Annotated in this window: 20 protein-coding genes and 1 pseudogene; 19 read left to right on the plus strand and 2 right to left on the minus strand. The window is 65.7% G+C overall.

From position 1 onward, the window contains the following. Positions 1-54: 54 nt before the first annotated feature. Positions 55-1,932 carry an alkaline phosphatase family protein gene (locus AB4Y42_RS15025; RefSeq protein WP_368694616.1) on the plus strand — a complete coding sequence of 626 codons (1,878 nt, stop codon included), beginning with the start codon at positions 55-57 and terminating at the stop codon, positions 1,930-1,932. A 76-nt stretch (positions 1,933-2,008) separates the two neighbouring features. After that, entirely contained in the window at positions 2,009-3,250 is a 1,242-nt protein-coding gene (locus tag AB4Y42_RS15030; RefSeq protein ID WP_368694617.1) for a cytochrome-c peroxidase, read from the plus strand. Positions 3,251-3,316: 66 nt separating this feature from the next. Here AB4Y42_RS15030 and AB4Y42_RS15035 read toward each other — a convergent pair whose 3' ends face one another. Then, positions 3,317-4,201, minus strand: coding sequence for an IclR family transcriptional regulator (locus AB4Y42_RS15035; RefSeq protein WP_368694618.1), 885 nt, complete (start codon positions 4,199-4,201; stop codon positions 3,317-3,319). A 164-nt stretch (positions 4,202-4,365) separates the two neighbouring features. Between AB4Y42_RS15035 and AB4Y42_RS15040 the strand changes: the two genes are divergently transcribed. The 4 genes from AB4Y42_RS15040 to AB4Y42_RS15055 all read left to right on the plus strand — a co-directional run bounded on the left by AB4Y42_RS15040 (position 4,366) and on the right by AB4Y42_RS15055 (position 11,156). Then, positions 4,366-6,705 carry a cytochrome P450/oxidoreductase gene (locus AB4Y42_RS15040; RefSeq protein WP_368694619.1) on the plus strand — a complete coding sequence of 780 codons (2,340 nt, stop codon included), beginning with the start codon at positions 4,366-4,368 and terminating at the stop codon, positions 6,703-6,705. Between the two features lie 47 nt (positions 6,706-6,752). Beyond that, complete coding sequence (locus AB4Y42_RS15045) at positions 6,753-8,126, plus strand: MFS transporter (RefSeq protein WP_368686535.1); 1,374 nt, start codon at positions 6,753-6,755, stop codon at positions 8,124-8,126. A 269-nt stretch (positions 8,127-8,395) separates the two neighbouring features. Then, on the plus strand, positions 8,396-9,928 hold the full coding sequence (locus AB4Y42_RS15050; RefSeq protein WP_368686534.1) for a class I adenylate-forming enzyme family protein: 1,533 nt from the start codon (positions 8,396-8,398) through the stop codon (positions 9,926-9,928). A 70-nt stretch (positions 9,929-9,998) separates the two neighbouring features. Then, the gene (locus AB4Y42_RS15055; protein ID WP_368686533.1) at positions 9,999-11,156 is read left to right on the plus strand and encodes an acyl-CoA dehydrogenase family protein; all 1,158 of its coding nucleotides are present in this window, start codon (positions 9,999-10,001) and stop codon (positions 11,154-11,156) included. Positions 11,157-11,194: 38 nt separating this feature from the next. On the opposite strand, the gene AB4Y42_RS15060 is transcribed toward AB4Y42_RS15055, so the two are convergent. Then, entirely contained in the window at positions 11,195-12,097 is a 903-nt protein-coding gene (locus AB4Y42_RS15060; RefSeq protein WP_342921940.1) for a LysR substrate-binding domain-containing protein, read from the minus strand. A gap of 293 nt (positions 12,098-12,390) precedes the next feature. Here AB4Y42_RS15060 and AB4Y42_RS15065 point away from each other — a divergent pair, with 293 nt between their 5' ends. The 13 genes and pseudogenes from AB4Y42_RS15065 to AB4Y42_RS15125 all read left to right on the plus strand — a co-directional run bounded on the left by AB4Y42_RS15065 (position 12,391) and on the right by AB4Y42_RS15125 (position 26,256). After that, a complete protein-coding gene (locus tag AB4Y42_RS15065) occupies positions 12,391-13,296 on the plus strand; it encodes an SDR family NAD(P)-dependent oxidoreductase (protein ID WP_254314390.1) in 906 nt (301 codons plus the stop codon). Beyond that, the gene (locus tag AB4Y42_RS15070) at positions 13,296-14,588 is read left to right on the plus strand and encodes an acetyl-CoA hydrolase/transferase family protein (RefSeq protein WP_368694620.1); all 1,293 of its coding nucleotides are present in this window, start codon (positions 13,296-13,298) and stop codon (positions 14,586-14,588) included. The genes AB4Y42_RS15065 and AB4Y42_RS15070 overlap by 1 nt, the downstream gene beginning before the upstream one ends. Positions 14,589-14,648: 60 nt before the next feature. Next, positions 14,649-15,777 (plus strand): annotated as a pseudogene (locus AB4Y42_RS15075) (acetyl-CoA C-acetyltransferase). Between the two features lie 45 nt (positions 15,778-15,822). Further along, entirely contained in the window at positions 15,823-16,998 is a 1,176-nt protein-coding gene (locus AB4Y42_RS15080; RefSeq protein WP_368694621.1) for a phenylacetate--CoA ligase family protein, read from the plus strand. Further along, positions 16,995-18,131 carry a biotin/lipoate A/B protein ligase family protein gene (locus tag AB4Y42_RS15085; protein ID WP_368694622.1) on the plus strand — a complete coding sequence of 379 codons (1,137 nt, stop codon included), beginning with the start codon at positions 16,995-16,997 and terminating at the stop codon, positions 18,129-18,131. Before AB4Y42_RS15080 ends, AB4Y42_RS15085 begins: the two co-directional genes overlap by 4 nt. Then, positions 18,128-18,919, plus strand: coding sequence for an enoyl-CoA hydratase/isomerase family protein (locus AB4Y42_RS15090; RefSeq protein WP_368694623.1), 792 nt, complete (start codon positions 18,128-18,130; stop codon positions 18,917-18,919). The genes AB4Y42_RS15085 and AB4Y42_RS15090 overlap by 4 nt, the downstream gene beginning before the upstream one ends. Positions 18,920-18,940: 21 nt before the next feature. After that, positions 18,941-19,810, plus strand: coding sequence for a MaoC/PaaZ C-terminal domain-containing protein (locus AB4Y42_RS15095; protein WP_368694624.1), 870 nt, complete (start codon positions 18,941-18,943; stop codon positions 19,808-19,810). A gap of 32 nt (positions 19,811-19,842) precedes the next feature. After that, positions 19,843-20,631, plus strand: coding sequence for a citryl-CoA lyase (locus AB4Y42_RS15100; RefSeq protein WP_368694625.1), 789 nt, complete (start codon positions 19,843-19,845; stop codon positions 20,629-20,631). 158 nt (positions 20,632-20,789) lie between these two features. Then, positions 20,790-21,635, plus strand: coding sequence for a MaoC family dehydratase N-terminal domain-containing protein (locus tag AB4Y42_RS15105; RefSeq protein ID WP_368694626.1), 846 nt, complete (start codon positions 20,790-20,792; stop codon positions 21,633-21,635). Between the two features lie 38 nt (positions 21,636-21,673). Next, positions 21,674-22,837 (plus strand): acyl-CoA dehydrogenase family protein, encoded by a 1,164-nt coding sequence (locus AB4Y42_RS15110; RefSeq protein ID WP_368694627.1) that lies wholly within the window; start codon positions 21,674-21,676, stop codon positions 22,835-22,837. Between the two features lie 15 nt (positions 22,838-22,852). Further along, a complete protein-coding gene (locus AB4Y42_RS15115; RefSeq protein WP_368694628.1) occupies positions 22,853-24,031 on the plus strand; it encodes a CaiB/BaiF CoA transferase family protein in 1,179 nt (392 codons plus the stop codon). A gap of 45 nt (positions 24,032-24,076) precedes the next feature. Beyond that, the gene (locus AB4Y42_RS15120; RefSeq protein WP_368694629.1) at positions 24,077-25,456 is read left to right on the plus strand and encodes an MmgE/PrpD family protein; all 1,380 of its coding nucleotides are present in this window, start codon (positions 24,077-24,079) and stop codon (positions 25,454-25,456) included. Continuing rightward, on the plus strand, positions 25,453-26,256 hold the full coding sequence (locus AB4Y42_RS15125) for a CoA ester lyase (protein ID WP_368694630.1): 804 nt from the start codon (positions 25,453-25,455) through the stop codon (positions 26,254-26,256). The genes AB4Y42_RS15120 and AB4Y42_RS15125 overlap by 4 nt, the downstream gene beginning before the upstream one ends. The last annotated feature ends 26 nt before the right edge of the window (positions 26,257-26,282 follow it).

The following is a 26,282-nucleotide window of genomic DNA, read 5'->3' on the forward strand; positions in this document are numbered from 1 at the left end:
CTTTCGGCGAGACAAAATCCGTCGGGTGTGTCCGACTTATAACGAGGGACAGTTGTGAAGAAAATACAGTCGCGCAGGGGGGCGCTCGCGATGCTGGCGAGCATCGGCGTATTGGCGGGGTTATCTGGTTGCGGAAGCAATGGTTCGGACGGCGGACCGAAGGTCACCGGTCAGGTGCTCGGCAGCTATATCCAGAATGCGGCGATCTGCCTCGATGTGAACAACAATGGCAAGTGCGACCAGGGCGAGCCGGTCGCGCGCTCGGATGCCCAGGGCAAGTTCTCGATCTCCGATACGAGCAACGGGTCGTGGAAGTACATCGTTGCCGACCTGAGCGGCGCCACGGAGAACGACGCATCGGGCAAGAACATGGGCACGGCATTCAACAGCACGGCGACGTTCCGTTCGCCGCGCGGCGTCAGTTCAGTCAGCGCGATCACCACGCAGCTTTCGCAACTGATCGACAGCGGCCTGTCGCGGTCGGATGCTCAAACGCAACTGGCGAACAAGATCGGCACGACGCCGGACGCCCTGCTGGGCGACTTCAACACCAACGGCAACGCCGCGGTGAAGGCAGCGAGCGACCAGTACATTGCAACCGTCGCTTCGAGCAAGGCGATCAAGCACGTGTGGGTTATCGTGCTCGAAAACAAGAGCGCGGAATCGACGTACGGCACGACGGCCTCGGATTCGAGCCAGGACCCGTACCTGAAATCGCTGGTTCCGCAGGGCACGTACCTTTCGAACTACTACGGCACTGGCCACGTTTCGCTGGACAACTACATCTCGATGGTGTCGGGTCAGCCGTCGACGCACGACACCGAAACGGACTGCTTCCAGCTGTGGTCCGATATCGTGGATGCCGGCAACGACTCGGCGAACCCCAAAGTTCTCAAGGCAGGTACGGACGCAAACGGCCACGCGAGCGGCGGCTGCGTGCTCCCGGCTCGCGTGCAGCATATTGGCAACCAGATGGAACAGGCCAGGCTCACGTGGCGCAGCTACAACGAGGACATGGGCAACGACCTGAACCGTGACGGCACGAGAACCTGTTCGTTCCCGCGCCGCACCGCGCAGCTTGCGGGCTCCGACCCGACGAAGGCTGTGGACGGCACGCAGGCTGCGCAGGCTCCTTCTGCTTCGGGTGACGTGGCGGGCGATGAGTACGCAACGCGTCACAATCCGTTCCCGTATTTCCATTCGACCATCGATGATCTGGCGAACTGTGACGCGCACGTGGTCAATCTGCAAGACAACCTGGCAACGGATCTTCAGTCGATTGCCACCACGCCGAACTTCTCCTTCATCACGCCGAACCTGTGTGACGATGGTCATGATGGAGACGGTACGGGTGCTGCGGGCAAGGGCTGCAAGAATGGTCAGCCCGGCGGCTTGACTTCGATCGACGCGTTCCTGAAGCAGACGATCCCGTTGATCCAGGCGTCTCCCGCCTACAAGCAGGACGGCCTGATCATCATCACCACGGACGAAGGTGTCGTGACCGGACTTACGCCGTCAACGCAACTCAGTACTGATGGCACGACATTTTCTGTGCTGGAGCCGGAGATGGGCGACCAGTGCCCTGGCTGCAATCAGCAAACGGGTCCGAACGTGACGCGTCCGGAGCAGGTCACGATGTCCACGCTGCCGGTGGCTCAAGCAGGCCTGCTCGGAATTAGCACGGCGTCGCTGCCTGCAACTGTGCAGTACGTCTCGATTGCATTGAACTACCTGGGAGTCGGCGGCGATCAGATTGGTACGCTTCTGCTGTCGCCGTTCATCAAAGGCGGTCACGTGGATGGTACGGGCTACAACCACTACGCGCTGCTGCGTTCGCTCGAAGACAACTTCGGCATGGGCTCGTATCTCGGCTACGCAGATGATGCATCGCTCAAGCCGATCTTCACATCGGCCAACATTGATAACCGCTAATCCCTAGCGGTCTCACAAGAACTTTGTTGTCCTGGCCCGGTTCTCGGTTCGAACCGGGCTATTTTCTTGATCCGTTATGCGCCATTGTTCTTCAAGGGCTGTTCTCGCAACGGCCCTTTGCATTTTCCTTCTGTCCGCATGCGACAAACATGCACCGGACGCTCAAGCTGCCGGGATCAAAGCGGGTGTTGCTGATCTGACCGCTATCGGCAAGGCAGCGTTCTTCGATCCGTCGCTTTCGGCTTCCGGCAAGCAGTCATGTGCCTCCTGTCACAGCCCTGCGAATGCCTATGGGCCGCCGAACGGTCTGGCTGTCCAGTTGGGTGGTCCCAACCTCGATCACGCCGGACTGCGCGCGGCGCCGTCGCTGCGCTATCTGCGTGCTGTGCCTTACTGGACGTTCACGCAGGCAAATAGCCTGAAAGAGCGTCTCGAGGACGGAGACAATCAGCCCAGCGGCGGATACACCTGGGATGGACGCTACAACTCCCCTGCGGATCAGGCTGCATTTCCCCTGCTCAATCCGGATGAAATGGCAAACAGCAGCGCGGACGACGTGGCGCAGAAGCTGAGCAAAAGCGCCTACGCACAGCAGTTCCGGGAAGCATTCGGTCAGGACATTTTCTCGCGACCGGCGCAGGCGCTGGCGGACCTTGGAAAGGTATTGCAGGCATTCCAGTTCAACGATCCGTCGTTCGCGCCGTACTCCAGCAAGTTCGACCGGGTGCTCGACGGCAAGGATCATTTCACGCCACAGGAAGCGCACGGATTGGTGCTGTTCAGCGACCCGGACAAGGGCAACTGTGCGAGCTGTCACCTGATCAACAAAGGCGCTCACGGCGCACATCCGGCATTGACGGACTACAACTTTCAGACGCTGGGTGTGCCACGCAACATGGAAATTCCGGCCAACCGCGATCCGAAATTCTTCGACATGGGGTTATGTGGGCCGCTGCGTCAAGACGAGGCGAAGCAGCAGAAGTGGTTCTGCGGGATGTTCCGCACGCCCACGCTTCGCAACGTCGCCACGCGACGCGTCTTCTTTCACAATGGCATGTACCACACCCTCGAAGATTCGTTACGCTTCTATGTCGAGCGCGACACGAACCCGGAGAAGTGGTATTCGAAAGACGCGCACGGCCACGTCGTGAAGTTTGACGACTTGCCGAAGAATCTGCGCAGTAATGTGGATACCAAGACGGAGCCGCTGACGAATCACCTGGGCGGCAAACCGGTCTGGTCAGACGCGGATATCCGCGACGTGATGGCGTTCCTGGATACCCTCACCGACGCGGACGCAAAGACGGTGGCTCGCTAACGTCGTTCAGAAAAAGGAAAAACCCGGCCAGTTTTGAACCGGGTTTTTTTATGCGCTGACGAAGCGCTAAGCGCCGCGCGCCACGTAGCCGAGGAGGGCGCTCACGGCGTCCGCTTCGCGGCGCACGGCGCGCCCATTCGGGCCCTCGGGCGTGGCGTCGAAGCCGCCCGTGGCGCCCAGCGCCGTGAGCACGCCGCAGAGCTTGCCGGTGTGATCGAAGAGCGGCGCAGAAACGGCGCTGATGCCCTTGAGATTCGTGTCGCGCACGCTCGCGCAGCGCGCTTGCTGCACGTCGCGCCGCAGCGTGCCGATCGGTTCGCTCGCACTCAGTTGCGCGCGCAACGAAGCGTCGGCGTGCGCGAGTTCTTCCTCAGCTTGCGCGAGCACGCGCGTGTCGTCGAGCAGGCCGAGAAACACGCGGCCCGTGGACGACCATAGCAGCGACATCACCGAACCCACCCGCACATTGACGGTCACGGGCAGCCCCGGCTCCTCGAAACGGATGATCGTCGGCCCCTTGTTGCCCATCACCGCGACGAACGACGTCACTTCGAGCGTCTCGCGCAGGCGCACGAGCGCGGGCTCCGCAATGCGCACCGGATCGGCCTGGCGCATGGCGGCCACGCCGATCATCATCGCCTCGACGCCGAGCCGATACTGCTGGGTGACGGTGTCCTGCGCGACGAGGCCTTCCTCGATCAGGCTCACGAGATAGCGATGCACCTTCGCGGGACTCTCGCCCACGCAGGCGGCGAGACCCGAGAGGCTCGCGCGGCCGCCCAGGCGCGCAAGACCCTTGAGCACGGCCATGCCCGTTTGCGCGGATTGCACGCGCTGGCGGCGCTCGCGCGGCGCGGCTACGGCCTTCGTCTCTTTCGCGACTTTGGGGGACGTGGTGGCTTCGGAGATTTTTGCCGCGGGGCGACGGGGGGTGGTTTTCCTGCTTTCCATGCTGGACGGAGAGGCTGGCATATCGGTTGAGTTCACGCGGATTTTAGGGCGCATAGCGGCAGCATAGTGCCTGCTGTGCTTGCACGTTAACCCCTATCTCGTAATTACGCAATGCGTACTAGAGTTACGCAAAACGTAATTCATGCAAGATGCAGGAGAGGCATATGAGCGAGACACCTTCCCCATCGACGGGCCGCTGCCCGTTCCCCCACGCAGTGAGTAACGACGCAAACGTCGCGCCGCGCTGCCCGGTCAGCGCCAATGCCGCAGAATTCGACCCCTTCAGCGACGGCTACCAGCAGGACCCACCCGAGTACGTGCGCTGGGCGCGCGAGCAGGAGCCCGTGTTCTATAGCCCGCAGCTTGGCTACTGGGTGGTCACGCGCTACGACGACATCAAGGCGATTTTTCGCGACAACCTCACGTTCTCGCCCTCCATTGCGCTCGAAAAGATCACGCCCACCGGTCCCGAGGCGAACGCCGTGCTGGAGTCGTACGGCTACGCCATGAACCGCACGCTGGTGAACGAGGACGAGCCTGCCCACATGCCGCGCCGCCGCGCGCTGATGGAGCCGTTCACGCCCGAACATCTCAAGCACCACGAACCGATGGTGCGGCGCCTCACGCGCGAGTACGTGGACCGTTTCATCGACGCGGGCCGCGCCGACCTCGTGGACCAGATGCTCTGGGAAGTGCCGCTCACCGTGGCGCTGCATTTCCTGGGCGTTCCCGAGGAGGATATGGACCTGCTGCGCAAGTACTCGATCGCGCACACGGTCAATACGTGGGGCCGGCCGCGCCCCGACGAGCAGGTCGAAGTCGCCCACGCGGTGGGCAACTTCTGGCAGTTCGCGGGCAAGGTGCTGGACAAGATGCGCCAGAATCCGGATGGCCCGGGCTGGATGCAATACGGCATTCGCAAGCAGAAGACGCATCCCGAAGTTGTCACGGACTCCTATCTGCATTCGATGATGATGGCCGGCATCGTGGCCGCGCACGAGACCACGGCCAACGCCACGGCGAACGCGATGAAGCTGCTGTTGCAGCACCCGCACGCGTGGCGCGAGATCTGCGAGGACCCGAGCCTGATTCCGAACGCGGTGGAGGAGTGTCTGCGCCACAACGGGTCGGTGGCGGCCTGGCGGCGCCTCGCGACGAAGGACGTGCAGATTGGCGGCATCGACATTCCGGCGGGCTCGAAACTGCTCATCGTGACGTCCTCGGCGAACCACGACGAGCGCCATTTCGCCGATGCCGACCTGTTCGACATTCGCCGCGACAACGCGAGCGACCACGTCACGTTCGGCTATGGCTCGCACCAGTGCATGGGCAAGAACCTCGCGCGCATGGAGATGCAGATCTTCCTCGAAGAGTTCACGCGCCGCTTGCCGCACATGCGTCTGGCCGAGCAGACGTTCACGTATGTGCCCAACACGTCGTTCCGGGGTCCTGAGCATGTGTTGGTGGAATGGGACCCCGCGCAAAACCCGGAGCGCGCGAATCCGGCGCTGCTCGGCGCGCACGCTGCGGTGCGTATCGGCGAGCCGTCGGCACACTCGCTTTCGCGGCCCGTGGTGGTCGAGCGTGTGGACGCCGTGGCCGAAGGCATCGTCCGTTTGCGTCTCGTCGCACCGGACGGCGGCGCGCTGCCACGCTGGGCACCGGGCGCGCACATCGACGTGGAGTGCGGCGAGACCGGCATCTCGCGCCAGTACTCGCTGTGCTCGGACCCTGCCGACACGGGCGCCTTCGAGATCGCCGTGCTGCGCGAAACGCAAGGCCGCGGCGGTTCGGCCTGGGTGCACGACACGTTGCGCGCAGGCATGCGCCTGAAGATTCGCGGCCCGCGCAACCACTTCCGGCTCGACGAAGACGGGCGGCGCGCGATCTTCATTGCGGGCGGCATCGGCATCACGCCGGTGAGCGCCATGGCGCGCCGCGCGCGCCAGCTGGGCATCGACTACGAATTGCACTATAGCGGGCGCTCGCGCAAGACGATGGCGCTCGTCGACGAACTCGCGCAGCTGCACGGCGAGCGCCTGCATCTGCACGTTTCGGACGAAGGCACGCGCAACGACTTTGCCGCGCTGCCCGTGGACGAACATACACGCGTCTACGCGTGCGGCCCCGCACGTATGCTCGAAACACTCGAAGCCTGCAGCGAGGCGTGGCCCGAGGATGCGCTGCGCGTGGAGCATTTCGCGGCGACCGGCGGCAAGCTCGACCCCTCGCAGGAGCACGCGTTCGAAGTCGAGTTGAAAGACTCGGGGCTCGTGCTCAACGTGGGCGCGGACCAGACCGTGCTCGACGCGCTGCGCCGCGCGAACATCGACGTGCAAAGCGATTGCGAAGAGGGCTTGTGCGGCTCGTGCGAGGTGCGCGTGCTGGCGGGCGAGATCGACCACCGCGACGTGGTGCTCACGCGCGCCGAGCGCGACACGCAAACCCGCATGATGACCTGCTGCTCACGAGCAAGGAGCGGGCGATTGATCCTCGAACTTTAGTCGCCGTAGAGCGATCAATGACGACAAAACAATATTGGAGACATTGCATGAACAAGGCGGTGGAGGTTACCGGCATCATCGACGAAAGCCGGTTCGGGCCGTATCAGCTACTCGTGGTCACGCTGTGCGCGTTGTGCCTCGTGATGGACGGCTTCGATGTGCAGGCGATGGGCTATGTCGCGCCGGTCGTGATCCGCGAGTGGGGCATTGCGAAGGAAACGCTCTCGCCGGTGTTCGGCGCGGGCCTGTTCGGCATGCTGGTGGGCTCGCTCACGTTCAGCACGCTCGCCGACAAGATCGGCCGCCGCCCGGTGCTGATCGGCGCGACGCTGTTCTTTTCCGCGTGTATGGTCGCGACGGGCTTCGCGCATTCGATCGCGGAGCTGGTGGCCTGGCGCTTCGTTGCGGGGCTGGGTCTGGGTTGCATCATGCCGAATGCGATGGCGCTCGCGGGCGAGTACAGCCCGCGCCGCATGCGCGTCACGCTCATGATGATCGTCTCGTGCGGCTTTACACTGGGCGGCGTGGTGGGCGGCCTGATCACGGCGGCGCTGATTCCCGCGTTCGGCTGGCGCGCCGTGTTCTTCGTGGGCGGCGCGATTCCGCTCGTGCTCGGCGTGCTGATGTGGCTCGCGTTGCCCGAGTCGATCCAGTTCCTGCTGTTTCGCGGCCGTGGTGAGCAGACTCAGGCGCGCGTACGCCGCAATCTGTCCCGCGTGGCGCCCGCGCTCGCGTGGCCGGCCGGCGTGCAGTTCACGAGCGCGGAAACGCGCTCGCGCGGCGTGCCGTTCGTCGAGCTGTTCAAGGAAGGGCGCGCGCGGGTAACCATGCTGCTGTGGGTCGTGAACTTCGCGAACCTGCTCGCCATGTATTTCCTCTCGAACTGGCTGCCGACCGTGATCCGCGACGCCGGCTATTCGACCCAGACCGCCGTGTTCGCCGGCACGGCGCTGTGGGGCGGCGGGGTGATCGGCACGCTGCTGCTCGGTCGCATCATCGACTTCGCGGGCTTTACGCGCGTGCTCGCCACGACGTTCCTGCTCGCGATCGTCTCGACGGCCGCCATCGGCAATCCGGCCGTGATGGTCTCCGTGGCCGCGATGTTCGTGGCGATCTTCGTCACGGGCTTTACGATCATCGGCGGCCAGCCCGCGCTCAACGCGCTCGCCGCGACCTACTATCCGACCTCGCTGCGCTCGACCGGCATCGGCTGGAGCCTCGGCGTGGGGCGGATCGGCTCGGTCGTCGGCCCGGTGCTGGGCGGCGCGCTCCTGCACCTGCAATGGTCGTCCTCGGCGCTCTTTCTCGCGGCTGCCGTGCCGGCCTGTGTGTCGCTCGCGGGCATCGTAGCGATTCATCGGGCGAATGGCGCTTCCAGGGGCACGATGGGAGGCGAGCGTGCGGCGGCGCAGATGGAGTGACTGGCGCCAGCGCCTGCGCAGGGCGGCGCCGGTGCCTCGCACGCGGCACGCAAGAGGGCTGAGCGCCCGCCAGGCACGCAGCCGGTCGAGCAGATAATCGCCTCGAAGCTCCGGCCATCGGGGTGAATTCCGACTTCTCGGCAGACGAATGCCGGCTTTCTCGAAAACGAATTGTTGGCAGGCCGCGCCTGAACCACACTGATACCTGTCGCGATGCGGCGTGCCACGGCGCGCCGTACGCAGTCAAAGAGCAACGACGGGAGGTGACAGTGGTGAGGCGAGCGGCGCGCAAGATCAGCGATATCGCGCGGCACTGGGCGGAGGCGTCGCCCGAGGCCGTGGCGATACGCGAAGAAGCAAAGGTGACGAGCTTCGGGCAGCTCTGGAGCGACGTGGGGCAGGCGCAGCGGTTTTTGCGCGAGCAGGGCGTGGAGGTGGGCGACCGCGTGCTGATCGTGGCCGAAAACTGCTCGGCCGTGGTGACGCTGCTGTTCGCGCTTTCGGAAATCGGCGCGTGGCCGGCCGTGGTCAATGCGCGGCTCTCGGAGCGCGAGATCGAGACGATCCGCGCGCATTGCGGGCCGCGTCTAATGCTGTTTACGCACGGCGCTTCGCCTGACGCGCTGCGCCACGGCGTGCGCTATCGCGCGCGCGAAATCGCGCCCGCCGGACTCGGCCCGCTGATGATGGCCGCGCCCGACGTCAACGCCGTGCGCGAGGCCGAGGCGCTCGCGCACGAGGTCGCGGTGCTCATCTACACGTCGGGCACGACGGGCCAGCCGAAGGGCGTGATGGCCACGCATCGCGGCTTGCTGCATTTCGCGCATGTCTCGGCGACTTCGCGCGACATGACACAGGCGGACTGCGCATACGCGGTCATGCCGATGTCGCATATCTTCGGCCTCGCCACGCTGCTGCTCGCCACCTTCGAGGCGGGCGCGAGCCTGCATCTGGCCGCGCGCTTCTCGGCCGAGGAGGTCGTGAAGGCGCTCGGCGCCTCCGAAATCTCCATCCTGCAGGGCGTGCCGACGCTCTTCACGCGCATCGTCGCCTATGTGCGCGAGCACGGCGGCGCGGTGCATGCGCCGCGTCTGCGCTACCTTTATACGGGCGGCGGTCCGCTCGATCCCACGCTCAAGCAGCAGGTCGAAGCGCTCTTCGGCATGCCGCTGCATCACGGCTACGGCATGACCGAGTACGCGGGCTCGCTCTTCATCACGCGCATGGACCGGCCGCGCAAGGACGTGTCCTCGGGCGAGATCGTCGAGGGCGCCGAGTTGCGCGTGGTCGGGCCCGATGGCCACGACGTGCCGCGCGGCGAAGCGGGCGAGTTGTGGGTGCGCGGTCCCGGCGTCATGCGCGGCTACTATCGCGAGCCGGGCCTCACCGCCGAAGTGCTCGACACAGCAGGCTGGCTCAAGACCGGCGACCTCGGCCGGCTGGATGCGGACGGTGCGCTCTTCATCGTGGGCCGCTCGAAGGATCTCATCATCCGTTCGGGCTTCAACGTGTATCCGATCGAGGTCGAGTCGGTCATCAACACCTACGCGGCGGTGCGCCAGAGCGCAGTGGTGGGGCGGCGCGACGCCGAAGGCAACGAGGAAGTCGTGGCCTTCGTGGAAGCGAAGGAGGGCGCAACGATCGACACGGCCGATCTCGCCCACTACCTGAGCGAGCGGCTCTCGGCCTACAAGCGCCCCTCGGAGATCGTGGCCATCGACATGATTCCGACCACGGCCAGCGGCAAGTTGCAAAAGCAGCCGCTGCGCGAAATGGCCAAACGCGCCGTACGCGCTCACTGAGCATTCCTGATTTTTCTCATCATCACGGGCGGCGTTATGCCGCCCGCTCAACGATTGCAGGGCATACACCATGATTCGCGACCAGGAAACGATGAACGTTCTGCTCGACAACGTCGCGCGCTTCGTGCGCGAGCGTCTCGTGCCGAACGAAGAGCGCGTGGCCGAAACCGATGAAATTCCGGCCGATATCGTCGACGACATGAAGGCCATGGGCCTCTTCGGCCTGACCATCCCGGAACAGTACGGCGGGCTCGATCTCACGATGGAAGAAGAGGTGCTCGTGATGTTCGAACTCGGCAAGACGTCGCCCGCGTTTCGCTCGATCTTCGGCACGACGGTGGGCATCGGCTCGCAGGGCATCGTGATCGACGGCACCGACGAGCAAAAGGCCACGTGGCTGCCGAAGCTTGCGAGCGGCGAGATCATCGCGAGCTTTGCGCTCACGGAGCCGGGCGCGGGCTCGGACGCCGCCTCGATCAAGACGCGCGCCGAGCGGCGCGGCGACCACTATGTGGTGAACGGCACCAAGCGCTTCATCACGAATGCGCCGCAGGCCGGCATGTTCACGTTGATGGCGCGCACCAATCCCGACGAGCCGCGCGCGGGCGGCATCACCTCGTTCATCGTCGACGCGAAAACGCCCGGGATCAGCTTCGGCAAGCGCGACAAGAAGATGGGGCAGCGCGGCGCGCATACCTGCGATGTCATCTTCGAGGACGTGAAGGTGCCCGCGGAAAACATCATCGGCGGTAAGGAAGGCGTGGGCTTCAAGACCGCGATGAAGGTGCTCGACAAAGGGCGCATCCATATCGCGGCGATTTGCGTGGGCGTGGCGCAGCGCATGCTCGACGACGCGCTGCGTTACGCGATGGAGCGCGAGCAGTTCGGCGAGAAGATCGCCGAGTTCCAGCTCGTGCAAGCCATGCTCGCCGATAGCCAGACCGAACTCTACGCTGCGCGCTGCATGGTGCTCGACGCGGCGCGCCGCCGCGACGCCGGCCAGAGCGTGAGCACGGAGGCGGCGTGCGCGAAGCTCTTCGCATCCGAAATGTGCGGACGGGTCGCAGACCGCGCGGTGCAGATTTTCGGCGGCGCGGGCTATATGTCCGACTATGGCATCGAGCGCTTCTACCGCGATGTGCGCATTTTCCGCATCTACGAAGGCACGAGTCAGATCCAGCAGATCGTCATCGCGCGCAACATGATCCGCGCGGCGGCCGGGCGCTAGGCGAGAGGGCGGCGCGCCGCGCGCGCCGCGTCAAGGGTTTATTCGAGGCGGCCGATGCCGTCGGCCACCAGCAGATCGACGAGCTTGCGCGCGAACAGCGGCAGCGCGTCGCGATCGGCCATGCAGATCTGCAGTTTGCGCACGGCCCACTCGTCGGTGAGCGGCACGATCTTGAGCGACATGGTTTGCGCGTGGCGGCGCGCCGTGCCCTCGGGCAGCACGCCAATGCCGATGTTCGCCTCGATCATGCGGCACGCGGATTCGAAATTGCCGATCTGGATGCGCCAGCGTATCGTGCGCTGCAAATCCGACGAAGCGCGCTTGAGAAACGAGAAAATCGCGCTTTCGTCGGGCGGCCCGATGAAGTCGTAGTCGAGCGTATCGGCAAACGCCATCTCGCTCGCCTGCGAAAGCGGGTGGCTCAGTGCGGTGACGAGCACGAGCCGGTCGCGCCGGTAGGGCAGCACCTGCAGTCCCTCGGTGCGCACATTGCCGGCCACGATGCCGATGTCGATCGTGCCGTCCTGCACGGCGCGCACGATATCGGGCGAAAGGCGCTCGTGAATGTCCACGTACACGTCGGGGTGATTGATGAGGTAGGTGCGCAACACGGCAGGCAGGAACTCGCTCATCGCCGTGGTGTTCGCAAACACGCGCACATGGCCCTTCACCCCCTGCGAGTATTCCTGCAGGTCTCCCGTCAGTTGCTCGAGCTGCTTGAGCACGCGGCGCGCATGCGCGAGCAGCGTCTCGCCGGGGCCCGTCAGCGTGACCCCCTGGCTCGTGCGGCTCAGGAGCTTCACGCCCACCTGTTCTTCGAGATTCTTGATGCGCGTGCTCGCCGCGGGCAGCGACAGGTGCGCGCGTTCCGCGCCGCGCGTGAGGCTGCTCGCTTCGGCTACGTGGGTGAAGAGCTTCAGGTCGACGAGATCGAAATGCATGGGTTGGCTTGCCGTGACTCCAGTGTCCGTCAGCTCGTTCGTTCGAGGGATGCAAAAAACATGCGGGACGAGCAGACTCCAGCCATTATTGCGCCGCAGCGCAATGCACGCCATTAGCGATAGTACGGGTTAATCCTGGCCGAAACAGGCGTTCGGCATATCCAAATTGTGCAGCCCTGGCCGATGCGTCAAGCTGCAACACGAACGGCACAGATTGCCGCATAACGATTCAAATTGAATGAATGCCCGGCGCCATGCGGGCTGGAGGAGCGAAAACGATGACGACGCAACGGATGCTGGACGGCAAGGTCGTGGTGGTGACGGGATCGGGCGGCGGCATTGGCCGCGATATCGCGCTCATGATGGCGCGCCACGGCGCGAAAGTCGTGGTGAACGACGTGGGCGCCTCGCTCACCGGCGAGGGCCATAACGACGGTCCCGCGCAAGCCGTGGTGAACGAGATCAAGGCGTTCGACGGCCAGGCCACCGCGAACACCGACAGCGTGGCCGACGCCGCCGGCGCCGCCCGCATCGTGCAGAACGCGCTGGACGTGTTCGGCCGTATCGATTGCGTGGTGAACAACGCGGGCATCCTGCGCGACCGCTTCTTCCACAAGATGAGCGAAGAAGAGTGGGACGCCGTCCTGAAGGTTCACCTCTACGGCTCTTACTACGTTTCGCGCGCCGCGGCCGACCACTTCAAGGAGCAGCGCAGCGGGGCGTTCGTGCATATGACGTCGACGTCCGGGCTGATCGGCAATCTGGCGCAGGCCAACTACAGCGCGGCGAAGCTCGGCATTGCGGGCCTGTCGAAATCCATCGCGCTCGATCTGGAAAAGTTCGGTATCCGTTCGAACTGCATCGCGCCGTTCGCATGGAGCCGCATGATCAACTCGATCAAGATCGATTCGCCGGAACAGGAAGCGCGCGTCGCCAAGATCAAGCAGATGACGCCCGCGAAGATCGCACCGCTCGCCGTCTACCTCGCCAGCGAACAGGCCGCCGACGTGACGGGTCAGATTTTCGCGGTGCGCAACAACGAAATCTTCCTGATGAGCCAGCCGCGCCCCGTGCGTTCGGTGCATCGCGGCGAGGGCTGGACGCCGGAGACGATCGCCGAGCATGCCATGCCGGCGCTGCGCAAGTCGTTCCACACGCTCGATGTTTCCGCCGATGTCTTCAGCTGGGACCCCGTCTGATGACGCGCGGCCCGCGCGCGGCGCGCATCGTCGACGCCGCGCAGCTCGACTTCGCGCAGTACGTACGCCCCGGCGACACGCTCGCATGGGGCCAGTGCGGAGCCGAGCCGTGCACGCTCACCGCGCTGCTGATGGCGCAGCGCAAGGCGATCGGCGGGCGCTTTCGCGTGTTCGTGGGGGCGTCGTGGTCGGACACGCTCGAGCCCGCGTATGCCGACTGCGTGGACTTCATGGCTTATGGCGCGTCGGGAACGAACCGGCGGCTCGAACGCGAAGGCGTGCTCGACATCCTGCCGTGTCACTACTCGCAGTTTCGCAGCGCGTTGACGAGCGGTCCGAACCGCATCGACGTGTTGCTGCTGCAAGTGGCCCCCGCCAATGAGGCGGGCCGCTACAGCCTCTCGATCGCCCATGAGTATCTCGTGCCGCTGATCGACAGCGCGCGCGTGGTCATTGCGGAAGTGAATGCGGCGGCGCCCTGGACCTATGGCGAGCGCATGTTGCACGCCGACGATTTCGACGTGTTGATCCATACCGAGCGCGCGCCACTGGAAGCGCCGGCCACGCAGGCCGGCGACATCGAGCGGCGCATCGCGCAGCACGCCGCTTCCCTGATCGAAGACGGCTCGACGATCCAGTTCGGGCTGGGCGCGCTGCCCGAGGCCATCGTCGCGCAGTTGCGCGACCGGCGCGACCTTGGCGTGCATAGCGGCACTATCGGCGACGCCGTGGTCGATCTGATCGAAGCCGGGGTGGTGACGAATGCCCGCAAGTCGCGCGATTGCGGAGTGAGCGTGGCTGGCACGATGATGGGCACGCGCAAGATCTACGCGCATGCGCACCGCAACGCGCAGATCCAGTTTCGCGCCACGGCCTATACGCACGACATCGACGTGCTCGGCAGCCTCGACCGGTTCGTCGCAATCAACTCGGCGCTCGAAGTCGATTTGACGGGGCAAGTCAATGCGGAGGCCGCCGGCGGCCGCTATGTGGGCGCGGTGGGCGGGGCGCTCGATTTCATGCGCGGCGCGGCGCGCTCGCACGGGGGCGTCGCGATCGTCGCGCTCGCAGCCAGCACGCGGCATGGCAGCCGCATCGTCGCGCGACTTTCAGGGGCGGTCAGCACGCCGCGCAGCGACGCGGCGGTGATCGTCACCGAGCACGGCGTGGCCGATCTGCGAGGGCTTACGCTCGCGCAACGCACTGAACGCATGCTCGCCATCGCGCCGCCGGAGTGGCGCGAACAGCTGGCCGCGCAACACCATGCACGGCGGGATGCGATAGCGGTTTGACGGTACGCAGGGCGCATGACGCGGCGAACAACAACCAGATACCATGCAGAGGAATCCGAAATGAGAAGAGCAGCGATAGTTGCACCGGTACGCACGCCGGTCGGCACGTTCGGCGGCAGCCTGCGCCCTGTTTCCGTCGAGACGCTTCGCGCAGTCGTACGCGAACAGCGAAACGCCTTGCATCGGCCGCTGGGCCGCGCTCGAAGCGGGGCTGCCCGTGCAGGTGCCCGGCATGCAGCTCGATCGCCGTTGCGGCGGCGGCCTGCAGGCGGTCGTGACCGCCGCGATGATGGTGCAGAGCGGCGCGGCGGACGTGGTGGTGGCCGGCGGCGTGGAAAGCATGAGCAACATCGAGTACTACACGACCGACATGCGTTGGGGCGCCCGCGCGGGCTCGGTGAAGATGCACGATCGTCTCGAGCGCGGCCGCGAACGCTCGCAGCCCGAAGCGCGCTTCGGCTACATCTCCGGGATGATCGAAACGGCGGAGAACCTCGCGAAGGAATACGGCATCACGCGCGAGGAAGCCGACGCCTATGCCGTGCGCAGCCACCAGCGCGCGGCGGCGGCATGGGAGTCGGGCCGCTTCGCCGAAGAGGTGGTGGCGGTTTCGGTGCCGCAGCGCAAGGGCGACCCGGTGCTGTTCGCACGTGACGAAGGCGTGCGCGCCGACGCGACCGAGGCGTCGCTCGCGAAGCTCAAGCCGCTCATGAAAGGCGGCACGGTGACGGCGGGCAACGCGAGCCAGCAGAACGACGCCGCGGCTGCGTGCCTGATCGTCGCCGAAGATCAGCTCGACAATCTGGGTCTCACGCCGCTTGGCTACCTGACGGGTTGGGCGGCTTCGGGATGCGAGCCCGCGACGATGGGCATCGGCCCGGTGCCGGCCGTGCACAAGCTGCTGCAAAAGACCGGGCTCACCTTCGATCAACTCGATCTCGTCGAACTGAACGAGGCCTTCGCGTGCCAGGTGCTCGCGGTGCTCAAGGGCTGGGGCTGGCATGACGAAGCGCGTCTGAACGTGAACGGCTCGGGCATTTCGCTCGGTCACCCGATCGGCGCGACCGGTGTGCGCATGCTCACGACCTTGCTTTACGAACTGCAGCGCCGCAAGGGCCGCTATGGCCTCGAAACGATGTGCGTGGGCGGCGGGCAGGGCATCGCGGCCATCTTCGAACGGGCGGCTTGAGGACGAACGCTTCGCATCCCTACTGAACATAAGAAGGAGGAGACGATGCTCGATGCACTCAACGCGCAGCTTGCGCGGCTGCACACGCATCCGTTCTATGAAGGACGTCTGCCGCGTAGCGTCGCGAGCGCGGCGGAGTACGCCGAGCGCGTGCCGCTCATGACGCGCGCCGAACTGGTGGCCGAGATGAATCGTCCGGGCTACGGCGCGTTCGCGCCGGCCGTGCCGCCGGTGCGCGTGCACCTCACGCCGATGGGCGCGTCGCTCGTGCCGATTCTGCAGAGCGCGGCCGATCTGCGCGCGATCGAAGCCGCGTGTGGCCAGCATCTCGACGCGTGCGGCATCGGTCCCGGCGACGTGTGCATGGTGACGTTCGGCTATCACCTCTTCGTTGCGGGGCTTTTCTATCAGACCCAGATGGAAGCGCTCGGCGTCGCGTGCATTCCGCATGGTCCCGGCGAGACCGAGCGCGCGGCGCGCGTTGCGCAGCAATGCGGCGTGACGGTGCTGGCCGGCAATCCGTCGCACGCGCTCAAGCTCATCGAAGCGGGCTGCCCCGTGCCGCGCGTGTTCTTCGCGGGCGGAGAAGCGTTCACCGGCAATGCCGCGCTGTACGCCCGCGTGCGCGAAGCGATGCCGGGTACGTTGCTGATCGACAGTTACTCGCTTTCCGAATGCCTGCCCGTGGCGCGTACGTTTCCCGGCGGCACGGGTGTACATGTGTTCGACGAACTGCTGTATGCCGAAGTCATCGACCCGGACACCGGCATGCCGGTTGCCGAGGGCGAACGTGGCGAACTCGTGCTCACCCATCTGAAGAAGGAACTGCAACCGCTCGTGCGCTATCGCACCGGCGACCTCACCGTGCTCGAGCGCACCGCGCCCGTGCATGGGCGCACGGTGTCGCTGCCGCGCGTGGTGTTCGGCCGCGCCGATTCGATGGTGAAGATCAAGGGCGTGAAGGTGTACCCCTCCGAGCTGAAGACGGTGCTGCTGGGCGTGGAGGGCGCGACGGGCGCGTATCGGCTCGTGGTCGGCACAAAGGCTCATGGCGGCGACCATCTCACGCTGCAGGTGGAGGGGGCGGTGCAGGGCGGCGCGATCGAGGCCATCGCGGAGCGCTTCAAGCGCCAGACGCTGATACACGCGGACGCCATCGAGACGGTCGCGAAGATCGAAGGCGCGGCCCTGGTAGAAGATCAACGGAGAGAGACGACATGAGTGCAAGCGCAACGCAGACCCCAACCCCGTGGCGCCTCGTCGTAGGCGGCCACAGCTACGCGGACTTTTCGATTTCGGTGTCGCCGGCCGTCGAGCGTGCCGTGGCCGAGAATCTCGCGCCGCCCACGGTCTATCTGAACATCTTCAACGAAGACAGCATCACGGTAGGCGTGAACGAAGATCCGAACCAGGTGCTCGATCTGCCGTTCTGCCGCGACAACAACGTGCTCGCGCGGCGACGCGTGAGCGGCGGCGGTGCGATCTACGCAGGGCGCGGCTCGGCATTTCTCGCGTTCTATCTGCCGGTCGGTCTGCCGGGCGTGCCCCAAACGGCGGCGCAGGCGTTTCCCACGATACTGGGCCACGTCGCCGAAGCGCTGCGCGATGTGTTCGGCCTGCAGGCCGCTTACCGGCCGCTGAACGACGTCGAGATCGACGGCCGCAAGCTGGTGGCCACGTCGCTCAAGATCGAAGGTGGGGTGCTGACGTTCCGCATTCTGCTGAACGTGAAGGCGATCAACACGGCGATCGCGGCGCGCGCCATGCCGATGGCGCCCGAGAAGGTCAAGGACAAGAAGCACAAGGATCTCGGCTCGCGCTACACGTTTCTGGAGCAGGAACTCGGCCGCGCGGTGAGCGCCGATGAGTTGACCGCCTGGGTCACGGCCTGCGTTCGCCGCACGTTCGGTGAAATGGCGCTCGAATCTGGCGCACTAGGCAGCGACGAACGCGTTTTCGCCCAGCAATACGACCGCGAACTGCACGAGGAAAGCTGGTTTCATGAAAAGAGCGAGGCCACGCGTTACAGCCCGGTTACCCTGACGGGCGACCGTATCGTGCGCGGACGCGAAAAGGCGCCGGCCGGTCTGATCTGGCTGAGCCTGCTCGTGCGTGACGGCACGGTGGTCAAGGCGATCGTCAACGGCGACTGGCACCCGCGTCCGCTGGCCTCGGTCGCCTGGCTCGAAGACGGCTTCAGCGGACTCGCCGCCACACGCGAGGCGTGCGCGGCGCACATCGAGGCATTTCTCGCGCGTTCCGACGTGGAGTTCGCAGGCGTCGAGCCGGTGCATCTCATCACGGCGCTCGACAAGGCGCTCGCCGAACTCGCAAGCGCCGGGGTGAGCGCATGAGCGAAAAATCCTTGCTGATCGAACAGCACGCGGGCGTGGCGACGCTCTCGTTCAATCGTCCGGAGGCGAAGAACGCGTTGAACGGCGAGATGCGGGTGGAATTGCTCGACGCCGTGCAGCGCATCCGTGCCGACCGCAGCGTGCGCGCGGTCGTTTTGCGCGGCGCGGACAACGACTTCTGCTCGGGCGGCGACGTGCGCGGCATGAACGTGACGAGCGCCGAAGCCGGACGCGACCGGATCGACGACCTGCACGGCTGGGTGAGCATGCTGATCGACCTCGACCGCCCGGTAATCGCGGCCGTGGATGGCGTGTGCTACGGCGCGGGCTTCAGCTTCGCGCTCGCCGCCGATTTCGTGATTGCCAGCACGCGGGCGCGTTTTTGCATGCCTTTCATGAAAGTCGGTCTCGTGCCCGATTGCGGGGCGTTCTATACGCTGCCGCGCGTGGTGGGACTCGCGCGCGCGAAGGATCTCGTTTTTACGGCGCGCGAAATACGCGCTGCGGAAGCGAAGGAGATCGGCGCGGTGCTCGAAGTCGTCGAGCCCGACCAGCTTCATGCGCGCGCGACGCAGGTCGCGGCGAGCCTCGCGACGGCGTCGCCCATCGCGTTCGGTCTGGCCAAGCGCGCGCTGAACCAGTCGCTTGGCAGCGACCTGCGTGCGATGCTCGAAATCGAGTCGGCGGCGCAGGGCATTGCGTTCACGACCGAATTCCATCGCGAAGCCGTGAAGCGCTTTCGCGACAAGGCCGATCCGCTCTTCAAGTGGCCCGCCGCCGAGGCCTGAACTTTCACCGAACGCACCGCCATGACGATCGACTATCACACCCTGCGCAACTGGCCGTTCAAGGACGTCGAGCAGACCTATACCGCGTGCGACGCCATGCTTTATAGCCTCGCCGTGGGATACGGCGCCGATCCCGTTGATCCGGACGACCTGGCATTCGTCTACGAAAAAGAGCTGCGCGTGCCGCCCACGCTTGCCGTCGTGCTCGGCTTTCCCGGCTTCTGGGCACGCGACCCGCGCTCGGGGATCGACTGGGTACGGCTGTTGCACGGCGAGCAGAGCCTCGTGATGCACAAGCCGCTGCCGCCGGCCGCGACCGTGATCGGCCGTTCGCGCATTACACGCGTGGTCGACAAAGGCGCAGGCAAGGGCGCGCTGCTCGAAATCCAGCGTAGCATTACGGACAAGGCAAGCGGCGAGCGGTATGCCACTGTCACGCAACTCACGTTCTGCCGTGGCGACGGCGGCTTCAGCGCGAACGACGGCTTGAGCGATGAAGCGCCCGCGCCGCCGCCGCCGATGCCCGAGCGCGCGCCCGATCATCATTGCGATCTGCCTACGCGCCCGGAAACGGCGCTGATTTATCGTCTGTGCGGTGACGACAACGCGTTGCATGCCGACCCGCAGGTCGCGCGTGCGGCGGGTTTCGAGCGGCCTATCCTGCACGGGCTCGCCACGTGGGGCGTGGCCGCGCATGCCGTGCTCAAGACGCTGTGCGCGAGCGACCCGCAACGCCTCGCGGCCTTTCACGCGCGCTTTACCGCGCCGGTGTATCCGGGCGAGACGATCCGTACCGAGATGTGGCGCGACGGCAACGAGGTGAGTTTCCGCGCGCGCGTGCTGGAACGCGACGTGCTGGTGCTCAACCACGGCCGCGCACAATTGCGCTGAACGCTATTCTGTATAACGAAGGAATCGAGACTATGGCCCGTCAACCGAAACCGCTCGTGCGCTCCGATATCGCGTACAGCACGCCCGATCGTATCGTCGTTCGCGGCAAGAGCCTGCCCGACGAAGTGCTCGGCCACATGAATCTCGGCGACTTCGCGTTTCTGCAACTCACGGGCAAGACGGCCACGCCGCAGCAGTCCGCGATGTTCAACGCCATCGTCATCACGCTCGTCGAGCATGGCATGACGCCGAGCGCGATCGCCGCGCGCATGACCTACGCGGGCGCGCCCGAGTCGCTGCAGGCGGCTGTCGCAGCGGGGCTATGCGGGCTCGGCTCGGTGTTCGTCGGCAGCATGGAAGGTGCGTGCCGCATGCTGTCCGAAACGCTGCCTTATGACGGCCACTACGACGACCTCGAGAAACTCGCGGTCGATACCGTCGCCGCATGGCGCGCGCGCGGCACGCCGCTTCCGGGGCTCGGCCATCCGCTGCACAAGCCCATCGATCCGCGCACGCCGCGCCTTTTCGAACTGGCCGCGCAAAACGGCATGTCGGGGCGCTATGTGAAGCTCATGCAACTGATTGGCGCGGAAGCCGAGCGTGTCTCGGGCAAAGCGCTGCCGATCAATGCCACGGGTGCCATCGGCGCGATCTGCTGCGAATTCGGCTTCCCGTGGCGCATCGTGCGCGGCTTCGGCGTGATGGCGCGCGCGATCGGCCTCGTGGGTCATCTGCTCGAAGAAGGCGAGCGCCCCATGTCGTTCGAGTTGTGGCAGCGCGTGGAAGACGAGGCCTCCGCGCACTTGCGCGGGGAAGCGTGAGGCCGGCGCGCGGCCAGGGTTGTAAGCCGCGCGCAAGTATCGGGCCACAATGGTCGGGGGATTAACGAAAGCGAAAGGGCTGATTCGGCAAAGGCAACTTCGCGAAGCGTCGCTAGCCGTTCATAGTATGGCCAACAGTCTCGAAACGGAGAAACGCCATGCCGGAATCGCAAACGCCAACGCTCAGTACGTGGCTCGACAAGACCGAAACGCTCACCGACGACATCACCGCGTTTCCGCTGCGCGCGCTCGCGGCCACGCTCGATCGCGAGGCCCCCGATAGCGCCGTGCCGCCGCTGTGGCACTGGCTCTATTTCCTGCCTGTCTCGCCGCTCGCGGAAGCGGGTCCCGATGGCCACCCGAAACGCGGCGGCTTCCTGCCGCCAGTCGAACTGCCGCGCCGCATGTGGGCGGGCGGGCGCCTGACCTTTCACGCGCCGCTGCATGCGGGCAACGAGGCCGCGCGCACTTCCACCATCGCCAACATCGAGGACAAAACCGGCCGCAGCGGCCGACTCGTGTTCGTGACCGTCCAACATCGCTATGAAAGTGGCGGGGCGCTGTGCATCGAGGAAGAGCACGACATCGTCTATCGCGACGCGCCGCAGCCCGGCGCGAGCGCGCCCAAGCCAGTCGTGGCTCCCGAAGGCGAGACATGGTCGCGAACGCTCACGGCCAGCGCGCTCATGCTGTTCCGCTATTCCGCGCTGACCTTCAACGGCCATCGCATTCACTACGACTTCCCGTACGTCACGCAGGAAGAGGGCTATCCGGGCCTCGTCGTGCACGGCCCGCTCATTGCCACGCTGCTGCTCGACCTCGTGCACCGCGAGCGGCCGGACGCCACCATCGCGACGTTCGCGTTTCGCGCGGTACGGCCCACGTTCGCGGGCAACCCGTTCACGCTGTGCGGCAAGCTCGCGGACGACGCGCGCTCGGTCGAACTTTGGGCGAAAGACCACGACGGCTATCTGACGATGCAGGCCACCGCCACGCTGGCCTGAACGCCAACACGATTATTCATAGCGAATTCATATCGATCATGCAAACCACGCAACAAGATTCGTTTCAGGACATCCGCGAAGCCGTGCGCGATCTGTGTCAGCAGTTCTCCGGTGAATATTTCCGCAAGATCGACGAGGCGCGCGGCTATCCCGAGGCATTCGTCGATGCGCTCACGAAAGCCGGCTGGCTCGCTGCGTTGATTCCTCAGGAGTACGGTGGATCGGGTCTGGGCCTGACCGAGGCTTCGGTCATCATGGAAGAGATCAACCGCTCCGGCGGCAACTCGGGCGTTTGCCACGGCCAGATGTACAACATGGGCACGCTGCTGCGCCACGGCTCGGCCGAGCAGAAGCGCAAGTACCTGCCGAAGATCGCGAGCGGCGAACTGCGCCTGCAATCGATGGGCGTGACCGAACCCACCACGGGCACCGATACCACCAGGATCAAGACCACGGCGGTACGCAAGGGCGACCGCTACGTGATCAACGGGCAAAAGGTGTGGATCTCGCGTGTGCAGCATTCGGACCTCATGATTCTGCTTGCACGCACCACGCCGCTTGCCGACGTGAAGAAGAAGTCCGAAGGCATGTCGATTCTCGTGGTGGACTTGCGCGAGGCGATCGGCAACGGCCTCACGGTGCAGCCGATTCTCAACATGGTCAATCACGAGACCAACGAACTCTTCTTCGATAACCTCGAAATTCCGGCCGAAAACCTGATCGGCGAGGAGGGGATGGGTTTCAAGTACATCCTCGATGGCCTGAACGCCGAGCGCACGCTGATCGCGGCCGAATGTATCGGCGACGGCTACTGGTTCATCGACAAGGTGAGCGCCTACGCGAAAGAGCGCATCGTGTTCGGGCGGCCGATCGGCCAGAACCAGGGCGTGCAGTTCCCCATCGCGCGCGCGTTCGTCAACGTCGAAGCCGCGAGTCTGATGCGCTTCGAGGCCGCACGCCGCTTCGACGCGCACGAGGCCTGCGGCGCGCAGGCCAACATGGCGAAGCTGCTGGCCGCCGACGCGTCGTGGGAAGCCGCGAATGCCTGCCTGCAATTCCACGGCGGTTTTGGCTTCGCCTGCGAGTACGATGTGGAGCGCAAGTTCCGCGAGACGCGCCTCTACCAGGTCGCGCCGATCTCGACCAACCTGATCCTCTCGTACGTGGCGGAGCATGTGCTCGGCCTGCCGCGTTCGTTCTGACCGGAGGCGCGCGCCATGAGACCACTCGACGGCATCAACGTCGTCACGCTCGAACACGCGATCGCCGCGCCCTTCTGCACGCGTCAGCTTGCCGATCTCGGCGCGCGCGTGATCAAGATCGAACGGCCTGGTGTCGGGGACTTCGCTCGCGGCTATGACGAGCGCGTGCATGGACTCGCATCGCACTTCGTGTGGACGAACCGCTCGAAGGAAAGCCTCTCGCTCGACGTCAAGCACAAGGAGGCCGCGCCAATCCTCGACGCGCTGCTCGCGGACGCCGACGTGCTCGTGCAGAATCTCGCGCCGGGCGCTGCGGCGCGGCTTGGGCTGAGCTACGAGGCGCTGAGCGAGCGCTGCCCGAAGCTGATCGTGTGCGACATCTCCGGCTATGGCGACGACGGTCCTTACCGCGAGCGCAAGGCCTACGACCTGCTGATCCAGAGCGAATCGGGCTTTCTTTCGATCACGGGGTCGCCCGGCGAGCCCGCGAAGGCGGGCTGCTCGATCGCCGACATCGCCGCAGGCATGTATGCCTACTCGAACATCCTGAGCGCGTTGCTGATGCGCGGTCGCACCGGGCGCGGCTGCCGCATCGACGTTTCCATGCTGGAGAGCATGGTGGAGTGGATGGGTTATCCGCTCTACTACGCGATCGACGGACAAACGCCGCCGCCGCTCGCGGGCGCGTCGCACGCGACGATCTACCCGTACGGGCCGTTTCCCGCGGGCGACGGCAAGTCGGTGATGCTCGGCCTGCAGAACGATCGCGAATGGAAGCTCTTTTGCGAGCACGTGGTGTTGCAACCGGAACTCGCCACCGATGAACGCTTTGCCGCGAACTCCCAGCGTTCCGCGCGCCGTGCGGAACTGCGCGAGCTGATCGTCGAGGCGTTTTCGAAGCTGACCGCGGCGCAGGTCATCGAGCGGCTCGAGCGCGCCGGCATTGCCAACGCCCAGATGAATACCATGGCCGACGTGTGGGCGCATCCGCAATTGCAGGCGCGCGAGCGCTGGCGCGATGTGCAGACCTCGGCGGGGATCGTGCCAGCCTTGTTGCCGCCGGGCGCGCCATCCGCATTCGATGCGCGTATGGATGCGGTGCCGGCGCTCGGTCAGCATACCGAATCAATCCTGCGTGAGCTTGGCTATGACGCGGCGCGCATCGGCGCGCTGCGCAAAGCCGGCGCCATCTGAACGCGCCTCGCGCCTCGCAAACCGACTTCACTGAACTACGCTGCCATGACAGATCATCCCAGCCGCGCACTCGCGGCGTTCGCCTCGCAACTGCGCTTCGATTCGATCCCGACTCACGTGGTCGAGCGCACTGTCAATCTCTACGTGGACTGGCTCGGCTCGGCGCTGGGCGGCAAGGGCGCGCGTCCGGTCGAGACGATTGCGCGTTTCGCACGCGCCGCGCGCGGCGCGCCCGAAACGCAGGGACCGTGCGATGTCATCATCGACCGCACACGCACGACGGCGTATTTCGCCGCCATGACCAACGGCGCGGCTTCGCATTTCGTCGAGCAGGACGACGTGCACAACGGCTCGGTGCTGCATCCGGCCACCGTCGTGTTTCCGGTGACGCTCGCGCTCGCGCAGGCGCTGGGCGTCTCGGGGCAGGAGTTCATCGCGGCCTCGGTGGCGGGCTACGAAGTGGGCATCCGCGTCGGCGAATTTATGGGGCGTTCGCACTACAAGATATTTCACACCACGGGCACGGTCGGCACGATCGCGGCTGCGGCCGCCGCGGGCCGTCTGCTCAAGCTCACGCCCGAGCAGATGCTCGACGCGTTCGGATCGGCGGGCACGCAGGCGAGCGGCTTGTGGGAGTTCCTGCGCGATGCGGCCGATTCGAAGCAACTGCACACGGCCATGGCGGCGGCGAACGGCCTGATGGCCGCCCAGCTCGCGGCGGACGGTTTTCGCGGCGCGCAACGCATTCTCGAAGGCGCACAGGGCATGGCGGCGGGCATGTCGAGCGACGCCGATCCCGCAAAGCTGGTCGATCGCCTGGGCGAGCGGTGGGCCACGGTCGAAACGTCGTTCAAGTATCACGCCGCGTGCCGTCACACGCATCCGGCCGCCGACGCGCTGCTGTCCGTGATCGAAGCGCACCGTCTGAATCCCGACGATATCGCGAGCGTGACGGCGCATGTGCATCAAGGCGCCATCGACGTGCTCGGCAGCGTGGTGGTACCGAGCACCGTTCACCAGGCGAAATTCAACATGGGGACCGTGCTCGGACTGGTCGCCTGGCGCGGCTATGCGGGCGTGAACGAGTTCGAGCGCGACTACTCTGCGGCCGATATCGCCGCGTTTCGCGAACGCGTGACGATGGCGCTGGACGAAGAAGTGGATCGCGCATATCCCGTCCGCTGGATCGGCAAGGTCAGCGTGACGACGCGCGACGGCCGCACGTTGCAAGGCCGCGTGGACGAACCGAAGGGCGACCCGGGCAACACGCTTTCGCGCGAAGAGATCGGCGCGAAGTTCGTGCGGCTCGCGGCATTCTCGGGCGCCGCGAGCGAGAGCGATGCGCAGCGCCTGCTCGACGCGGCGTGGGGCATCGCCGAAGCGCCGCGCGTGAGCACGCTGTTCGGCGAAGGGGCGAGCGTATGAGCGCCGCGCTTTCCCGCTCGTATCTCTTCGTGCCGGGCAACCGGCCCGAGCGCTTCGAGAAGGCGCGCGGCGCAGGGTCGGATGCCGTGATCCTCGATCTGGAAGATGCGGTTGCGCCGGGGGAAAAGGGCGCGGCGCGCGACGCCGTGCTTGCGGCGCTGGACGCCGCGCGCCCCGTGTGGGTGCGCGTGAACGGTACCGACACGCCCTGGTTCGCCGATGACGCCGCCGCGCTCGCCGGACATGCGGGCGTGGCGGGCGTCATGTTGCCGAAGGCGGAAAGCGCGGAGCAGGTCGCGGCGGTGCGCTCGGGCGCGCACGGCACGCTGCAGGTGTTGCCGATCGTGGAAACGGCGCGCGGCATTGCGGGCCTGAATGCGCTGTGTGGCGCGCAAGGCGTGCTGCGCGTGGCGTTCGGTACGCTCGACTTTCAGGTGGATATGGGCATCGACGGCGACGGCGAGGAACTCGACGCGTTCCGTTCGCAGATCGTGCTGGCCTCGCGGCTTGCGGGCATTGGGGCGCCCGTGGACGGCGTTTCGACCGTCTTCGACGATGCCGACGGGCTCGAGCGTGAAGCGCGCCGCGGGCGGCGCTTCGGCTACGGCGGCAAGCTGTGCATACACCCGAAGCAGATCGAGCCCGTGCATCGCGCGTACGCATGGAGCGAGACGGAGCGCGCATGGGCGCAGCGCGTGCTCGATGCGGTGCAGGCGAGTGGCGGGGCGGCGGTGGCGCTCGACGGCAAGATGGTCGACATGCCGGTTATCCTCAAGGCGCGGCGGATTCTGGGTGTTTGAACGCTGGCCGCTGTCGTTGAAGTTGC

Source organism: Paraburkholderia sp. EG286B (assembly GCF_040965655.1).
GTDB lineage: Bacteria > Pseudomonadota > Gammaproteobacteria > Burkholderiales > Burkholderiaceae > Paraburkholderia.

Excerpts from the sequence above, each read along its gene's own strand:
- AB4Y42_RS15070 (WP_368694620.1), top strand. The coding sequence starts at position 13,296 with ATGACGCGCGGCCCGCGCGCGGCGCGCATCGTCGACGCCGCGCAGCTC.
- AB4Y42_RS15095 (WP_368694624.1), top strand. The coding sequence starts at position 18,941 with ATGACGATCGACTATCACACCCTGCGCAACTGGCCGTTCAAGGACGTC.
- AB4Y42_RS15110 (WP_368694627.1), top strand. The coding sequence starts at position 21,674 with ATGCAAACCACGCAACAAGATTCGTTTCAGGACATCCGCGAAGCCGTG.
- AB4Y42_RS15105 (WP_368694626.1), top strand. The coding sequence starts at position 20,790 with ATGCCGGAATCGCAAACGCCAACGCTCAGTACGTGGCTCGACAAGACC.
- AB4Y42_RS15030 (WP_368694617.1), top strand. The coding sequence starts at position 2,009 with ATGCGCCATTGTTCTTCAAGGGCTGTTCTCGCAACGGCCCTTTGCATT.
- AB4Y42_RS15100 (WP_368694625.1), top strand. The coding sequence starts at position 19,843 with ATGGCCCGTCAACCGAAACCGCTCGTGCGCTCCGATATCGCGTACAGC.
- AB4Y42_RS15040 (WP_368694619.1), top strand. The coding sequence starts at position 4,366 with ATGAGCGAGACACCTTCCCCATCGACGGGCCGCTGCCCGTTCCCCCAC.
- AB4Y42_RS15060 (WP_342921940.1), bottom strand. The coding sequence starts at position 12,097 with ATGCATTTCGATCTCGTCGACCTGAAGCTCTTCACCCACGTAGCCGAA.
- AB4Y42_RS15055 (WP_368686533.1), top strand. The coding sequence starts at position 9,999 with ATGATTCGCGACCAGGAAACGATGAACGTTCTGCTCGACAACGTCGCG.
- AB4Y42_RS15115 (WP_368694628.1), top strand. The coding sequence starts at position 22,853 with ATGAGACCACTCGACGGCATCAACGTCGTCACGCTCGAACACGCGATC.
- AB4Y42_RS15080 (WP_368694621.1), top strand. The coding sequence starts at position 15,823 with ATGCTCGATGCACTCAACGCGCAGCTTGCGCGGCTGCACACGCATCCG.
- AB4Y42_RS15125 (WP_368694630.1), top strand. The coding sequence starts at position 25,453 with ATGAGCGCCGCGCTTTCCCGCTCGTATCTCTTCGTGCCGGGCAACCGG.
- AB4Y42_RS15065 (WP_254314390.1), top strand. The coding sequence starts at position 12,391 with ATGCTGGACGGCAAGGTCGTGGTGGTGACGGGATCGGGCGGCGGCATT.
- AB4Y42_RS15045 (WP_368686535.1), top strand. The coding sequence starts at position 6,753 with ATGAACAAGGCGGTGGAGGTTACCGGCATCATCGACGAAAGCCGGTTC.
- AB4Y42_RS15090 (WP_368694623.1), top strand. The coding sequence starts at position 18,128 with ATGAGCGAAAAATCCTTGCTGATCGAACAGCACGCGGGCGTGGCGACG.
- AB4Y42_RS15120 (WP_368694629.1), top strand. The coding sequence starts at position 24,077 with ATGACAGATCATCCCAGCCGCGCACTCGCGGCGTTCGCCTCGCAACTG.
- AB4Y42_RS15035 (WP_368694618.1), bottom strand. The coding sequence starts at position 4,201 with ATGGAAAGCAGGAAAACCACCCCCCGTCGCCCCGCGGCAAAAATCTCC.
- AB4Y42_RS15085 (WP_368694622.1), top strand. The coding sequence starts at position 16,995 with ATGAGTGCAAGCGCAACGCAGACCCCAACCCCGTGGCGCCTCGTCGTA.